Annotated in this window: 15 protein-coding genes and 1 tRNA gene; 7 read left to right on the top strand and 9 right to left on the bottom strand. The window is 66.7% G+C overall.

Going from position 1 to position 14,851, the window contains the following annotated elements:
* Positions 1–67 precede the first annotated feature (67 nt).
* From HZ321_RS17000 to HZ321_RS16990, 3 genes are read right to left on the bottom strand one after another with little or no spacing between them, the layout of a single operon-like run.
* Positions 68–796, bottom strand: coding sequence for an ABC transporter ATP-binding protein (locus HZ321_RS17000; RefSeq protein ID WP_181703591.1), 729 nt, complete (start codon positions 794–796; stop codon positions 68–70).
* Complete coding sequence (locus HZ321_RS16995) at positions 793–2,031, bottom strand: FtsX-like permease family protein (RefSeq protein WP_181703718.1); 1,239 nt, start codon at positions 2,029–2,031, stop codon at positions 793–795. The genes HZ321_RS17000 and HZ321_RS16995 overlap by 4 nt, the downstream gene beginning before the upstream one ends.
* Positions 2,031–3,038, bottom strand: coding sequence for an efflux RND transporter periplasmic adaptor subunit (locus HZ321_RS16990; protein ID WP_181703590.1), 1,008 nt, complete (start codon positions 3,036–3,038; stop codon positions 2,031–2,033). Before HZ321_RS16990 ends, HZ321_RS16995 begins: the two co-directional genes overlap by 1 nt.
* A 499-nt stretch (positions 3,039–3,537) precedes the next feature.
* Between HZ321_RS16990 and HZ321_RS16985 the strand changes: the two genes are divergently transcribed.
* The 5 genes from HZ321_RS16985 (at position 3,538) to HZ321_RS16965 (ending at position 9,302) form a co-directional block, all read left to right on the top strand.
* The gene (locus HZ321_RS16985; protein ID WP_181703589.1) at positions 3,538–4,725 is read left to right on the top strand and encodes an aminotransferase class V-fold PLP-dependent enzyme; all 1,188 of its coding nucleotides are present in this window, start codon (positions 3,538–3,540) and stop codon (positions 4,723–4,725) included.
* A gap of 183 nt (positions 4,726–4,908) precedes the next feature.
* Positions 4,909–5,865 carry an HpcH/HpaI aldolase/citrate lyase family protein gene (locus tag HZ321_RS16980; protein WP_181703588.1) on the top strand — a complete coding sequence of 319 codons (957 nt, stop codon included), beginning with the start codon at positions 4,909–4,911 and terminating at the stop codon, positions 5,863–5,865.
* 124 nt (positions 5,866–5,989) lie between these two features.
* A complete protein-coding gene (locus HZ321_RS16975) occupies positions 5,990–7,171 on the top strand; it encodes a malate--CoA ligase subunit beta (protein ID WP_181703587.1) in 1,182 nt (393 codons plus the stop codon).
* A gap of 24 nt (positions 7,172–7,195) precedes the next feature.
* Positions 7,196–8,098, top strand: coding sequence for a succinate--CoA ligase subunit alpha (gene sucD, locus HZ321_RS16970; RefSeq protein ID WP_181703586.1), 903 nt, complete (start codon positions 7,196–7,198; stop codon positions 8,096–8,098).
* A 232-nt stretch (positions 8,099–8,330) separates the two neighbouring features.
* Positions 8,331–9,302, top strand: a complete 972-nt coding sequence (locus tag HZ321_RS16965) for an NAD(P)-dependent oxidoreductase (protein WP_181703585.1) — start codon at positions 8,331–8,333, stop codon at positions 9,300–9,302.
* A gap of 214 nt (positions 9,303–9,516) precedes the next feature.
* On the opposite strand, the gene HZ321_RS16960 is transcribed toward HZ321_RS16965, so the two are convergent.
* Positions 9,517–9,681, bottom strand: coding sequence for a Flp family type IVb pilin (locus tag HZ321_RS16960; RefSeq protein ID WP_181703584.1), 165 nt, complete (start codon positions 9,679–9,681; stop codon positions 9,517–9,519).
* 262 nt (positions 9,682–9,943) lie between these two features.
* Positions 9,944–10,108: a Flp family type IVb pilin gene (locus HZ321_RS16955; RefSeq protein ID WP_181703583.1), complete on the bottom strand. Its 165-nt coding sequence runs from the start codon at positions 10,106–10,108 to the stop codon at positions 9,944–9,946.
* A 515-nt stretch (positions 10,109–10,623) separates the two neighbouring features.
* Here HZ321_RS16955 and HZ321_RS16950 point away from each other — a divergent pair.
* Positions 10,624–11,652: a histone deacetylase family protein gene (locus HZ321_RS16950; RefSeq protein ID WP_181703582.1), complete on the top strand. Its 1,029-nt coding sequence runs from the start codon at positions 10,624–10,626 to the stop codon at positions 11,650–11,652.
* A gap of 9 nt (positions 11,653–11,661) precedes the next feature.
* Here HZ321_RS16950 and HZ321_RS16945 read toward each other — a convergent pair whose 3' ends face one another.
* The 3 genes from HZ321_RS16945 to HZ321_RS16935 form a co-directional block, all read right to left on the bottom strand.
* On the bottom strand, positions 11,662–11,856 hold the full coding sequence (locus HZ321_RS16945) for a hypothetical protein (protein WP_181703581.1): 195 nt from the start codon (positions 11,854–11,856) through the stop codon (positions 11,662–11,664).
* 58 nt (positions 11,857–11,914) lie between these two features.
* Positions 11,915–12,382 (bottom strand): hypothetical protein, encoded by a 468-nt coding sequence (locus tag HZ321_RS16940; RefSeq protein WP_181703580.1) that lies wholly within the window; start codon positions 12,380–12,382, stop codon positions 11,915–11,917.
* 143 nt (positions 12,383–12,525) lie between these two features.
* Positions 12,526–12,981, bottom strand: coding sequence for a host attachment family protein (locus tag HZ321_RS16935; protein ID WP_181703579.1), 456 nt, complete (start codon positions 12,979–12,981; stop codon positions 12,526–12,528).
* 488 nt (positions 12,982–13,469) lie between these two features.
* Between HZ321_RS16935 and HZ321_RS16930 the strand changes: the two genes are divergently transcribed.
* Positions 13,470–13,563 (top strand) — tRNA-Ser (locus HZ321_RS16930).
* Positions 13,564–13,704: 141 nt separating this feature from the next.
* Here the strand turns inward: HZ321_RS16930 and HZ321_RS21955 are convergent.
* On the bottom strand, positions 13,705–14,682 hold the full coding sequence (locus tag HZ321_RS21955) for an OmpA family protein (RefSeq protein WP_181703578.1): 978 nt from the start codon (positions 14,680–14,682) through the stop codon (positions 13,705–13,707).
* Between the last annotated feature and the right edge of the window lie 169 nt (positions 14,683–14,851).

Genomic DNA, 14,851 nt, shown 5'->3' with positions numbered 1-14,851 from the left:
TGACAGGCTTTCCAGCCCAATATGCGATGAGGAGGTTAAAGGCGAGGCGGTGTCGGCCGCGGCTGCTTCAATTCTGCGTAAGCGGCGCCTTGTCCTGATCGAGTTCTCCCGACGCGCCGTCGCTGACGATCATGCCGTCGACCAGGTGGATACGCCGCTGCATGCGCGCGGCGAGGTCGAGATCGTGCGTGACCGCGACCACGGTCCGTCCGTCCTTGCGGACGATGTCGTCGAGGATCTTGAACACCGCGTCGGTCGACTTGCTGTCGAGAGAGCCGGTGGGCTCGTCGGCCAGGATCAGCGGCGGATCGTTGGCGAGCGCCCGCGCCACCGCCACCCGCTGGCGCTGACCGCCGGAGAGCTGGTCCGGCCGCTTCGTCATGTGATCGCCGAGGCCGAGCGCGGAAAGCACCTCCTCCCCCCGTGCCCGCATCGCCGAAGCGCTCCGGCGTCCGAGCCGCCGCATCGGGATCATCACGTTGTCGAGAATGGTGAATTCCGGCAGCAGGAAGTGGAACTGGAACACGAAGCCGATGGTGGCGAGGCGGATCTCGGCGCGCTCGTCGTCGGTCATGCCGGCGGTGGTTCTGCCGTCGATGGCGATCTCGCCGGATGTCGGATGGTCGAGCAGACCAAGCAGGTAGAGCAGCGACGACTTGCCCGACCCGGACGGCCCGGTGACGCCGACGAACTCGCCCCGCCCGATCGACAGCGTCGCGTCCTTCACCAGCGTGACCGGCACCACGCCCGGCAGCACGCGGGTGACATGGAGGGCGCTGATCAGGGGAGCGGTCATGTCGCCCCTCGGATGATGTCGACCGGGTTCAGCGACGCCGCCTTGCGGGCCGGGAGATAGCCGGCGATCCCCGCGGAGATCAGCGCGAACAGCGCCGCGATGAGATAGTGCCGCCAGTCGATGTCGACCGGCAGGTGCGTCATCTCCACCTCCGCCCTCACCTCGAAACGGATGGTGGCAAGCAGCTTGGACAGTCCGAAACCGAGGATCCAGCCCAGCACCGAGCCGGCTGCCCCCATCGCCATGCCCTCCACCAGGAACAGCCGGCGCATGTCCGCGGCCTTGAAGCCGAGCGACTTCAGGATGGCGATGTCGCGCGCTTTCTCATGGGTGATGGTGGAGACGATGTTGAAGATGCCGAACCCTGCGACGAGCAGGATTGCGCCGACCACCGTGTACATGATGACGTTGCGGATGAAGATGGCCTCCAGCAGCGACTGGTTGGACTCCTGCCAGGACTTGGCGTCGAGCCCGAGCGTCTTCTCCACGCGGTTCGCCACGGCGTCGGCCGCATAGGGGTCGTCGAGCGACAGGCGGATGTCGTTGATGGCGGACGGCTGCTCGGCCAGCGTCTGTGCGTTCTTCAGCAGCATGTAGACGAGCACGTCGTCCTCTGCCGCGACACCCGCGTTGAACATGCCGACCACCTTGAACACCCGCGAGATGCCGAGCGATGACGAGATCGTCACGTTGGACCCGATCTGCGCGCCGAGTTTCTCGGCCACGCCGTCGCCGATCACGATACGCGAGGCTGTCGCCTTCAGGTCCGCCAGCCGGCCGAGCACCATGTTTTCGCCAAGCGTGGAAACCTCATCGTAGCCGTCCGGATCGATGCCGACCACCGACACTCCGACGTCGTTGCCGCCAAGCCTTGCGGTGGCCTGCAGCCCGAAGGTGCCGGCCAGGCGCCCCGGGATCCAGCTTTCCAGCGACGCCTCCACCGCGCCCGGGTTGAGGATCCCGCGACGGTCCTCGCGCGGCCGCAGGCCGGCGTAGGCCGTCGCGTCATAGGCTTCGTCGCCCGGCTGCGGGCGCGGATTGCGGGTGTCGACGCTGATCGACACGTGCGGATACTCCTCCACCAGCGTCTCGATCAGGTCGTTCTGGCTACCCTGCATCAGCGCCGCCATCGCGATCGAGAAGCCGACGCCGAGGGCAACACCGAGGACGGACACCACCGTCTGCCGGCCGCGACCGGCGATGTGCGTGAGGGCGAGATCGAGGAGCAGCCGGATCACGAGCCGCCCTCCGTGGCCACAACCTTCGCACCGTCCGTCAGGTCCTCTGGCAGCGGCGAAACGACGGTCTCGTCGCCCTTGAGGCCGGACACGATCTCCGTGGTCTCCAGTCCGCGGATCCCCACCTCGACGGACACAGACCGGGCCTCGCCCCCCTGGACGACGAAGACGGTATTGCCGGAGAGAGCGGCCGAGGGGACCACGATCGTGTTCTTCACCTCCCTGACCACGACGTTTGCATCCACCGACATGCCGATGAAGAGCGGCGTGTCATCGGGCAGCGACAGCCGGACCCGATATGTCTTGGCGACCGGGTCGCCCTTCGGCGTGATCAGGCCGACGGAGCCCGTCAGCACCTGGCCCGGGAAGGCGTCGGACCTCAGCAGGACCTTCTGCCCGGTCGCGATGCGAGGGATGTCCTCCTCGTTGACGTCGGCGACCACCTCGAGCGGCCGGGCGCTGCCGACCCAGGCGAGCGCCTCGCCGGGATCGGCGATCTCGCCGACGGACGCGTCGAGCCGCAGCACCTGGCCAGCGATCGGAGCGGTGATCAGGTGGTCGTTGGCCTGCTCCAGCATGGCCGCGAGCGAGGCCTCGATCTGGGCGAGTTCCGCGTTGGCGCGCTCCCATGTCTGCCGGCTGCCGACGCTGCGCTCCAGGAGGTCGGCGGCGCGCGCGAGCTCGGTGTTGGCCAGCATCCGCCGGGCTTCCAGCTGGCGCATGTTGGCGCGCGTCTCACTGTCGTCGAGCCGCACCAGGAGATGCCCTGCCTGGACCGTCTCGCCCTCGCAGTCGCAGACCTCCATGATCCGCTCGCGGACCAGGCTGGTCACCTTGGCCCAGCGTTTCGGCTCCACCACGCCCGTGGCGTAGACGAGCTCCGCCGCGTCGCCGTGGCGGGCCAGCTGTGTGGTGACCGTAAGTGGCCGGGAGTAGATCCAGCCTGCCGCGCCGGCGGCTGCCAGGAGAATCAGGATCAGGATCACGACCGTGGTGCGACGCATGCCGTCCGCCTCCGCGCCATTCAATGTGCGCAAGGCCCAGGTTCTAACCCATGGCTGCAGCCGGCAATATGATCGAGATCACACTGTTTCACCCTGTTCCTGCCCGCGTCCGCTCGCCCAGTCCGCTCCGCGCGTGGGTCGATCGGCGATTGGTCCTGCGGTCGGCTGTCGCAGTGAAGAGAAAACATCATAGGCAGCGCCTATGGGCAGTATTAGGTTCACCGCAGTTAATCGTTCAGATCGGATGATAAGCGCTGTTCTGCGGCGTCCGTCTGGCGTCGGCGGGATTTTGTTGCACTGCACCTTCAGTTTTCTTAGCGCCCCCGTGAAGAAATTCGTGCTGTTCACGAGGACGATACCCGCGCACCTTCAGCCCCAGGAGGAACCCGATCTCGCATCCCCATGAACGGCGTCGCGCAAAAAACAGCGTGACACCGAACGGGCGAGGTTTGGCCGACAACCCGCGGCCCGCGTGGCCGCCGACCTTTCGAGGAGCACGATGCGCTACCATACCGGTCTCTTCATCCCCGGCCCGACGAACGTCCCGGATCCTGTCCGCCGCGCGATGAACCTTCCGATGGAGGATATGCGTGCTCCGGACTTCCCGAAGCTGACGCTGCCGCTGTTCGCCGACCTGAAGAAGGTCTTCAAGACCGAAACGGGCCAGCCCTTCATCTACCCGGCGTCCGGCACCGGCGGCTGGGAAGCGGTTCTGACCAACACGCTGAACCCCGGCGACAAGGTCCTGATCTCCACCTTCGGCCAGTTCTCCCTGCTCTGGGCCGACATGTGCCAGCGCCTCGGCTTCGACACCCAGGTGGTCGACGTCGAATGGGGTGAGGGCGTGCCGGTCGAAAAGTTCGAGGCGATCCTCTCCGCCGACAAGGAGCACAAGATCAAGGCCGTGCTCGGCACCCAGAACGAGACCGCCACGGGCGTCACCTCCGACATCGCCGGCATGCGCAAGGCGCTCGACGCCGCCAACCACCCGGCCCTGCTCTACGTCGACGGCGTGTCCTCGGTCGCCTCGATCGACTTCCGCATGGACGAATGGGGCGTCGACGCCATCGTCTCCGGCTCCCAGAAGGGCTTCATGCTGCCGACGGGTCTGGCCATCATCTGCGTGTCGCAGAAGGCCCTCGAGGCGCACAAGTCGTCCAAGTTCCCGCGCTGCTTCTTCTCCTTCGAAGACATGATGCGCACCAACAAGGACGGCTACTTCCCCTACACCCCGGCCACCACGCTGCTGCGCGGCCTGCGCTGCTCGCTGGACCTCCTCTTCGAAGAGGGCCTGGAGAACGTCTTCATCCGCCACAACCACATCGCCGAGGGCGTGCGCAAGGCGGTCGAGGCCTGGGGCATGACGCTCTGCGCCAAGGAGCCCAAGTGGTACTCCGACACGGTGTCGGCGATCCTGGTGCCGTCGAACGTCGACAGCGCCCAGGTCGTCCGCCAGGCCTACAGCCGCTACGGCGTGTCCTTCGGCGTCGGCCTCAACAAGGTCGCCGGCAAGGTGTTCCGCATCGGCCACCTCGGCGCCACCAACGAGCTGATGCTGCTCGGCGCGGTGGCCGCGGCCGAGATGGCCCTGGTCGACTGCGGCGCCGACATCGAGTTCGGCTCCGGCGTGGCGGCCGCGCAGGCCTACTACGGCTCGCGCCGCAACATCACCGCGGCGGCGGCCTGATCGATCGGGGCGGACGGGCGCGAGGAACGCCCGGATCCGCCCCGTCCGCCCCGGCATCGCATTCGACATCCAGCCGACCGCCCTGCCCGCGTCAGACCCTTCGGCCTCCTTCGCGGGAGGCCGCGAAGGGCGACCAGCGGACCGGCCGCAGGTTCGGCCACAGAGAAATTCCGGAGGAAATCCATGAGCTTCACCCAGTACAAACCCGTCAAGACGCGCGTCCAGCGCTCCGAACTGGCGGTGCCGGGCTCCAACCCGCAGATGTTCGAGAAGGCGCTGAACTCGGAAGTCGACTTCATCTTCCTCGACCTGGAAGACGCCGTCGCGCCGAACGACAAGGTCCAGGCCCGCGAGAACATCATCAAGGCCCTGAAGGAGATGCCCTGGCGCGCCAAGGGCAAGACCATCTCGGTCCGCATCAACGGCCTCGACACCCACTGGATGTACCGCGACGTCGTCGACGTGGTGGAGCAGGCCGGCGAGTTCCTCGACACCATCCTGATCCCCAAGGTCGGCGTGCCCGGCGACGTCTATATGGTCGAGGCCATGGTGGCGCAGATCCGCGAGGCCAAGTCGATCCCCAACGAGATCGGCCTCGAAGCCCTGATCGAGACCACCCTCGGCATGGCCAACGTGGAGGCGATCGCGGCCGCCCGGAACCTGGAGGCGCTGCACTTCGGCGTCGCCGACTTCTCCGCATCGCGCCGCTCGCGCACCGTCGTCATCGGCGGCCTCAACCCGGACTATCCGGGCGACCAGTGGCACGCTGCGATCGACCGCATGGTCACGGCCTGCCGCGCCTACGGCCTGCGCGCCATCGACGGCCCGTTCGGCGACTTCTCCTCGCCTGAGGACTACGTGAAGGCTGCCAAGCGCGCGGCGGTGCTCGGTTGCGAAGGCAAGTGGGCGATCCACCCCTCCCAGATCGCACTTGCCAACGACGTCTTCTCGCCCCCGCCGGCGGAAGTGGACCGCGCCCGCCGCGTGCTCGTGGCGCTCGACGAGGCTGCTGCGCAGGGCAAGGGCGCTGCCTCCCTCGACGGCCGCCTGATCGACGCGGCCTCCGCCCGCATGGCGCAGAACATCGTCATGGTGGCCGACGCCATCGAGGCGAAGGGCAAGGCCGCCAAGGCGGCCTGAGGACGGGGGCGAAGCCCCTCTCGATCAACGGATGAGCGCCCTCCCCTCCTGACCGGGGGAGGGACTGGGTGGACCACGCCAACGGGCCGGATCCGCCGCCAACGAGACCCAGAGGAAGAGACCGATGGATATCCATGAATACCAGGCCAAGGAGATCCTGGCCAAGTTCGGCGTCCCCATCCCCAAGGGCGGCCTCGCCTACAGCCCCGAGCAGGCCGCCTACCGCGCCCGCGAGATCGGCGGCTCCGTATGGGTCGTCAAGGCGCAGGTCCACACCGGCGGCCGCGGCAAGGCCGGCGGCGTCAAGGTCTGCAAGTCGGAGAACGAGGTCGAGGAAGCCGCCGAGAAGATGCTCGGCCGCAAGCTCGTCACCCACCAGTCCGGCCCGGCCGGCAAGATGGTGAACCGCCTCTACGTGGAAGGCGGCGTCAACATCGCCAAGGAGCTCTACCTCGGCTTCGTGCTCGACCGCGCCGAGCAGCGCGTCATCGTCATCGGCTCCACCGAAGGCGGCATGGACATCGAGGAAGTCGCCGAGCAGAAGCCGGAGTCGATCGTCAAGATCTCGGTCGAGCCGGCCGTCGGCATGCAGGCCTTCCAGGCCCGCGAACTCGCCTTCCAGCTCGGCATCCCGGGCACCGCCGTCGCCGACGCGACCCGCGTGATCCTCGGCGCCTACCGTGCCTTCCGCGACAAGGACGGCATGATGCTGGAGATCAACCCGCTCGTCTTCACCGGCGAGGGCACGCTGATCGCGCTCGACGCCAAGATGAGCTTCGACGACAACGCGATGTTCCGCCACCCCGACATCTCCGAGCTCCGCGACAAGAGCCAGGAGGATCCGCGCGAGACGCAAGCCGCCGACCGCGGCCTCTCCTACGTCGGCCTCGACGGCGACGTCGGCTGCATCGTCAACGGCGCAGGTCTCGCCATGGCCACAATGGACATGATCCTGCTCGAAGGCGGCGCCCCGGCCAACTTCCTCGACATCGGCGGCGGTGCCACGCCCGAGCGCGTCGCCAAGGCCTTCCGCCTGGTCACCCAGGACAAGAACGTCAAGGTCGTGCTCGTCAACATCTTCGCCGGCATCAACCGCTGCGACTGGGTCGCCCAGGGCGTGGTGAAGGCCGTGGAGATCGCCGGCCTCGACCTGCCGCTCGTCGTCCGCCTCGCCGGCACCAACGTCGACGAAGGCCGCAAGATCATCAACGAGAGCGGGATCAACGTGATCTCCGCCACCACCCTCGCCGAAGCCGCCCGTCTGTCGGTCGCCGCCGCCAAGACCGGCAAGGCCGTCGCGGCCTGATCGCCCGAGCGAAGGAGAGAACCAATGTCCGTTCTGGTCAACAAGAACTCCAAGATCATCGTCCAGGGAATCACCGGCAAGATCGGCTCGTTCCACGCCGAGGACATGATCCGCTACGGCTCGCCGGTCGTCGGCGGCGTCACCCCGGGTAAGGGCGGCACCGAGATCCACGGCAAGCCGGTGTTCAACACCGTCAAGGATGCCGTCGCGGCCACCGGCGCCGACGTCTCCATCGTCTTCGTGCCGCCTCCGTTCGCAGCCGACTCGATCATGGAAGCCGCCGATGCCGGCATCAAGGTCGCGGTCTGCATCACCGACGGCATCCCCACCCAGGACATGATGCGCGTGAAGCGCTACATGAAGCGCTACAAGGCCGAGAACCGCATGCGGCTGCTCGGGCCGAACTGCGCGGGCATCATCACCCCGGGCGAGGCGCTGGTCGGCATCATGCCGGGCCACATCTACCTGCCTGGCCGCATCGGCATCGTCGGCCGCTCCGGCACCCTCGGCTACGAGGCCGCCTCGCAGCTGAAGGAGATCGGCATCGGCGTCTCGACCTCCGTCGGTATCGGCGGCGACCCGATCAACGGCTGCTCGCATCGCGACATTCTCGAACTGTTCGAGAACGATCCCGACACCGACGCCGTGATCATGATCGGCGAGATCGGCGGACCGCAGGAAGTGGAAGCCGGCATGTATGCCCGCGACCACATGACCAAGCCGGTCTGCGCCTACATCGCCGGCCTGTCGGCGCCCAAGGGCCGCAAGATGGGCCACGCCGGCGCCATCGTGTCGTCGGTCGGCGAATCCGCGGCCGAGAAGGTGGAACTCCTGAAGGAATGCGGCGTGACCATCGTCCCGACGCCGGCCGAGTTCGCCTCCACCGTGCAGAAGATGCTCTCCGGCCTGCGCGTCGCAGCGGAGTGACGGGAACGGGCGGCCGGAAGGAACGGTGGTATCTCCTCCCCGGAGCCGGATCCGTCCGGCCGCCCGCCTCCCGATCGACGGACGGATGTGCCGCACGGCTTCGAGCGGAGCTTTCAGGGCTGTAGGGAAGCGAAATCGAAGGCAGAATGCGTGGGTGGTCCGCCTCCGCGGGCCATCACGGAGGCGGCGGGACCCGGTCCTGCTTTCCCCAAGAACCTCAGAGGAAACACCCGTGTCGAAGAAGAAAGTGCTCGTCACCCGCCGCTGGCCCACGGTCGTCGAGGAGAAGCTCAAGGCGCTCTACGACGTGACGCTGAACGAGAGCGACATCCCGATGACCGGCGCCGAGATCCGCGAGGCGCTGCTCGCCTACGATGCGGTCTGCCCGACCGTGTCCGACAAGGTGGACGCCGCCGCGCTCGACGTGACCAACCCGCGCGCCAAGATGCTGGCGAGCTACGGCGTCGGCTACAGCCACATCGACACGGAAGCTGCCAAGAAGGCCGGCATCCAGGTTTCCAACACGCCGGAGGTGCTCTCCGAGTGCACCGCCGACCTCGCCATCACGCTGATGCTGATGGCCGCCCGCCGTGCCGGCGAAGGTGAGCGCGAAGTGCGCGCGCACAAGTGGACCGGCTGGCGCCCGACCCACATGATCGGCACCAAGGTCTCCGGCGGCGTGTTCGGCGTGCTCGGCTTCGGCCGCATCGGACGCGAAGCCGCCAAGCGCGCCCACTTCGGCTTCGGCATGAAGGTGATCTACTTCGACCCGTTCCCGGTGAAGCCCGAACTCGCCGCCGAGACTGGCGCCGAGAAGCGCGACACCATCGAGGACGTGCTGCGCGAGGCCGATGTGGTCTCGCTGCACATGCCCGGCGGCAAGGAGAACTACCACCTGATCAGCACCGACCGGCTGAAGCTGATGAAGCCGACGTCGATCCTGGTCAACACCGCCCGCGGCGAGGTCGTCGACGGCGTGGCGCTCGCCAACGCACTGAAGGCGGGCGTGATCAAGGGCGCCGGCCTCGACGTGTTCGAAGGCGAGCCGCGGATCGTCACCGACCTCTACGAGTGCGAGAACGCGGTGCTGCTGCCGCACCTCGGCAGCGCGACTGCCTCGACCCGCGAGGCGATGGGCTGGCGCGTCCTCTCCAATCTTGAAGCTTTCTTCGATGGCCGCACGCCGCCCGACCGGGTGGCCTGATCGGCATCGAGGTCCGGATCGTCCCCCGTCGGGGGACAGCGGGACGATCCGGCTCCGCTCCGGCTCGCGGACAAATGGGGGATGCGAGCCTCACTGAAGGGCTCTTCTCGAAAGGGAAGAGCCCTTTTTTTCGCCTGCCCGCCCGGAAAAAGAAAAGGCCGTCCCCCGAAAGGGACGGCCATTGGCACCGCCGGATGGTCTGGATCCGGACGGATCAACGCAGCTGGTTGGAAACCTGCGAGAAGGTGTTGCTGATCTTCGAACCCAGGGTCGAAGCAGCGCCGATGATGACGACTGCGATCAGCGAGGCGATCAGGCCGTATTCGATCGCCGTGGCACCGGATTCGTTGCGGATGAAGTTCTTGATGGTCTGACGCATTGGGGCCTCTCCGTATGTCTGTTGCGAGTTGTCCTCGCTGAAAACAACCTAGCAGGCCCACCTCTACAGACATGCTAACCGACATCGGTGAATCCCGTTAAGTACACTTAACCTGAAGATTTTAAGAACAAGCTCCAGGTTTCTGTCGGTCCGCTCGTCGGGCGAACCGACGAACCGCCAGGATCCGACAGGGCCCGGACAAAAAAAGAGGTCGCCCGACGGGGCGACCTTTGCGCGGGGATCGACTTGGGATCCGGCCGTATTACCTGAGCTGGTTGGAAACCCGGCCGAAGGTGTTCGAGATCTTGGTGCCCAGGGTTGTCGCAGCACCGATGATGACGACGGCGATCAGCGAAGCGATAAGGCCATATTCAATGGCCGTCGCACCAGACTCGTTGCGCAGAAACTCGTGAAACTTCCCAACCATCTTCAAGCCTCCATGACGGGAGCCAGATGTTGTCCCGTTAGCGGCAAGCCTCTCATCCAAAATCTTATAAATGTTTAATCTGATCACATAGAAAACCGGATCCAGACAGATCCATGATTTGTGATACAACAACGATCAGAGCTCCGTTTTGCTAGAAACAACCGACGCGTATCTGTCGCCGAACAACCGAAACGCCAGACTGAACCCCTCGAACCGATACGTTTGATTCACCTTAGCCCGACAGAACCTTACCAAGGCGATGAACAGCCGCAGCCGGCGCGGCAGTTGGCACGTCGATCGCATCCCACCGGCCATCTACCATCGTCCGCGCGCCGCTAGCGCCCGAACCGGCTCGGCGAACAGCCTGATAAGCCGGCGTCGCGGCGATTGCGACCCCGCCTGTATCTGCAGCATCCCGTTTCTGCGGTACCGACCAACCCGGCGATTTCGCCGGACTGCAAAGCGCTCTAGCATGACGGTCCGCCAACCCGCGTGACCCCTGGGACAAGCCAAGCATGATCACCGTCTTCTCAGCCGACCACGAGAAACGAAACGTCCGCACCGAACTCTACGGCGGTGTGCTGGTGCCACCGCACGAACGGGCCGAGCGCGCACGCATCGTCCTTGACCGTGTCCAGGAGGTCGGGTTGGGAGACGTGGTGGCGCCGACCCGACATGGCCTGGACCCGGTGCTGAAAGTGCACGACGCGGGCCTGATCGAATTCCTGTCGACGGTGGAGGACGAGTGGGCCGCCGCCGGCTATGAGGGCGAGGCCATCCCGACCTGCTGGCCGGCCCGGCGGATGGTCGACCGCGTGCCCCGTCACGTCGACGGCAAGCTCGGCTACTACGCCATGTCGACCGAGACGTCGATCGGGCCCGGGACGTGGGAAGCCGCGCAGGCCTCCAAGGACGTCGCGCTGACGGCCGCCGCGCTCGTCGCGGGCGGTGAGAAGGGCGCATTCGGCCTCTGCCGCCCGCCCGGCCACCACGCCGCCTACGATCTCTACGGCGGCTACTGCTTTATCAACAACGCCGCCGTCGCCGCCCAGCACTTGCGCGACGCCGGCGCTGGACGAGTCGCGATCCTCGACGTGGACTTCCACCACGGGAACGGCACGCAGGACATCTTCTACCGGCGCGGCGACGTCTTCTTCGCCTCGCTCCACGGCGACCCGGCCGACGCGTTCCCGCATTTCATGGGCTATGCCGATGAGGTCGGTGAAGGCGCCGGCGAAGGCTTCACCGTGAACTACCCGATGCCTCCCGGCACGGCATACGACCAGTGGTCGGACGCCCTGGCTGACGCACTGCGGCGCATCAGGGCCTTCGGGGCCGAGGCGATCGTGGTGTCGCTCGGCGTCGACACCTTCGAGCGCGACCCGATCAGCTTCTTCAAGCTGACCAGCGACGACTTCCGTCGCTACGGCGGGCTGATCGGACAAGCCGGGCTTCCCACCCTCTTCCTTCTGGAAGGCGGTTACGCCGTGGCGGAAGTGGGGATCAACGCCGTGAACGTGCTTTCCGGCTTCGAGGACGCCTGACCGCCACCATCAGTCGTCCGTGTGGATTCCCTTGCGCGCGCGGGCGACATCCGGCTTTTCGGGCCGAGGCTCGCCATCCTCGTCGAGCGTGACGCGATGGCCGAGCGAAGCGCCGCGCGGGGGTGCCGTCTGGCCCTGCTGGTTCGCGCCCTGCCCCATGTGGCCGGACCGCCGTTCCGGATCGCTGTTGCTGTTGTTGGCCATGCCGTTCTCCCGCTTTCGGGGAAGAAGACGCGGGACGGCCGATCGGTTCCACCGCAGGCTACTGAGAGGCCGTCCCGTTCGCCGCATCGCGCAGCGCCTTGCGGCGCTGGTCGGCCGTGGCCGCGTTGGACTTGCGGTCGCTGAAATTCGGGTCGCGTCCGGCTTCAACGGCCCCGACATACTCGAAGGAGCCGTCCGGCTTCATCACCCAATGCTGGTACTGCCCGTTCATCCGCTGGTACCAGTTGGTGTCGCCGGGGCGCTCCGTGGTCACGTTCTTCGGCAACGGCACGACAACCGGCCGGTTGACGACGTGGACGATGCTGGCGGTTGCGCCGACGCAGAGCACAGCGACCGCGAGGCCGCAGACGATCCAGGCAAGCCAATTGATCCCCGGCTCCTTCCGCACAGGCTTGGCGGCCTTGCGGCTCTTCGTACCGGAGGGGGTCTCATCGAAGACGATCCGCCCAATCCCCCGGCCGACGGGCTGATCGCTCGAGACCGGCACAGATCGCGTAATGGCCACCACCTGCTCCATAAGCATCGGACGGTTTTTGTTTTCCCTATGAAAGATCATGATACCCCCCGACACCTTAGCGGGAAGTTACAGGGGCTCCCCACGCCCTCCACTCTAGTGGGGGGACCCCTTTCCAGCCGGTTGACGCCCCCTCAGCCCTGAGGTGAGAAGCGCCGTTCAAGGTCGGTGACCGGCTCCTTCGTCAGGTCGGCGGTCAGCTCGGCGCGGATCACCGCCTTCAGGGTCACCGGAGCGGCCTCGCGGAAGATGCCGATCGCCCGTGGTGGGGCGACGACCACGGCCGAGCGGATCGTCCCGTCCCTGACGGAGGCGTCCAGAAGCGTGGCCGTCTCCCGGACGAACGCAGCTTCTGCCGCGTCGTGAAGGTCCGGGGTCTCCACGGCGCTACCCGCGGTGCCGACGGAGGGCTGCACCCGGCCGGGACGGTCGGTTCCAAGCGACCGTGCAGGTCCCGTCACCGCAAGTCTCTCGAAGCGGAGCGCGAGGGTCGGCGTCCGGCGCGTCCCGCTGTTCTGGAAGGCCAGCATCTTGCGGCCGTCGAAGACGATCAGCCACTCCAGCGCGTCGAGGTGGTCTGTGTGTGTCATGCGATGCCTCCTGCTCCGGCCACGGCTTCCGCTGCGTGTTTCCAGCCGGCGCCGGGCTCGAGGATCGAAAGGATACGCCCGAACGCCCGGCTTTCCCTTGCGCCAAATCATGCAAGTTACGAGTTTCTTGAGAGACGGCAGCGATCCGGAGCATCCCAGGAGACAAGCCTCCACGCGACCGCCCGGCCTCGACGGCCGCCCTTTGCCTCCCGGCTTTGCGCACGGCGCGAGGCCGGCACGGCCGAGCCAGGCGGCATCATTCCGCGCACGGACACCGCGTCGAATCGCTCGCAGCCGTCATGCGATCGGGCGCCCAACGGCCGTCACCCCCCTCGGACGGCACCCCCGACTGCGTGCCAAAACCGCGGGCCGAAAGCCGAGAACCCGCAAGTGCGGCAGCCCCTGCCCGCGGCCCTGCCGACTTCCCCACCGCGCATCCCTGCGGGGGTTGACCGGACCTCGGTCATCCACTACGCATTCCAGCCGTTGGAGCTGTGGCCGAGAGGCTGAAGGCGGCGGTTTGCTAAACCGTTGTACGGGCGTAAACCCGTACCGAGGGTTCGAATCCCTCCGGCTCCGCCATCTCTTTTTTGAACTGATGGGCTGGGCCGCATCGCCCCGTCGTGGCCGCGGCGGCACCGGCCGGCACCAGCGCTGACCTTGCCTTTTTCGCTCCGAGGAACCGCTCGGACGCGCGACCCCAGGTCTTTGCCGGCCCCGCCCTCAGCGCTGCACCAGTTCCACTCGGCGATTTTTAGCCCGTCCTGCCTCGTCGGCGTTGGATGCGACCGGGGCCGCGAACGAACAGCCGAACGAGGAAAGCCGCGCCTGTGGGATGCCGTAGGTCTCCACCAGCGCGGCCGCGACGGCGGCGGCGCGGCGATTGGAGAGGTCGAGGTTGTAGTCGAAGCTGCCCTCCGAATCCGTGTGCCCGACGACCAGGAGTTCCAGGTCGGGATCCTCGGTGAGCAGCTTGGCGATCTCGTCCAGCGTCGGCTTGGATTCATCCTTCAGGGTCGCCTTGTCGAAGTCGAACAGGATGCCATAGAGGCTGATCCGGCCCGTCTCGTCGATCGCGGACCGCATCTGGGAGGCGTCGACGAAGGTGATCTTGTCGGCTTCCATGGCCGTGGTCTCGACCACGCGGACCACCGCGACATTGCCGGAGCCGCTCTCGCCGAGGAATACCTCCGCGTGGACCTTGCCTTCCGGCTTGTCGAACGTGGCGTAGAGATAGCGACCGCGGTTGCCGAACCAGTTGTGCACGTAGTCGCCGTTCAGCTTGGGCAGCGCCAGGACCGGACCGACCGCCTGTCCGAGCAGGTACCCGGCGGTCTCGCTGCCCCCCGCGTAGCAGGTGCCGTCCTGGGTGTCGCAGGTAAAGGCGACAGCGCCACCCTTCCCTTCAATGGAGGACTGGTAGTTGCGCAGGACTTCCAGCGTGGAACGGTCCGGTGGCAGCATGTAGTAGATCAGCGTCACCTTGCCCTCCACGGGGAGCCAGCCCTCGCCTGCTCCCGTGTCGATCGTCGCTGGATCGATCGGCCCCGTGATCACCTTCGCCGCATCGAACTCGGTGGTGGAGTACTCGACGATCTCCGAGCCCTCGTAACGGCCGATCAGCGGGTCGTCCTTCGACCCCGCGACGTCCGCGGCGCCAGCGGCTGCGCTCCAGGCCAGCGGCAGCAGGAAAAGGACCACGCCTGCAATTCTCCCCAACCGAGCCATGGCTTTCTCTCCGTTCCGTCGTAAGGTTGGCTCCAGGCTGGCGTTTCCAGTCCAGGCCGCGGCGGATCCGACCTTTAACTGCAAAAGACGGATCTCCTCCGCGCAGACCCTAAGGCCGATTGTCGCCAGGGCAAAGGCCGAG

The sequence above is a fragment of the Chthonobacter albigriseus genome, assembly GCF_013839445.1.
Classification (GTDB): domain Bacteria; phylum Pseudomonadota; class Alphaproteobacteria; order Rhizobiales; family Pleomorphomonadaceae; genus Chthonobacter; species Chthonobacter albigriseus.
Note: the sequence above shows the minus strand (reverse complement) of the source record. Positions and strands in the feature narration are given on the sequence as shown.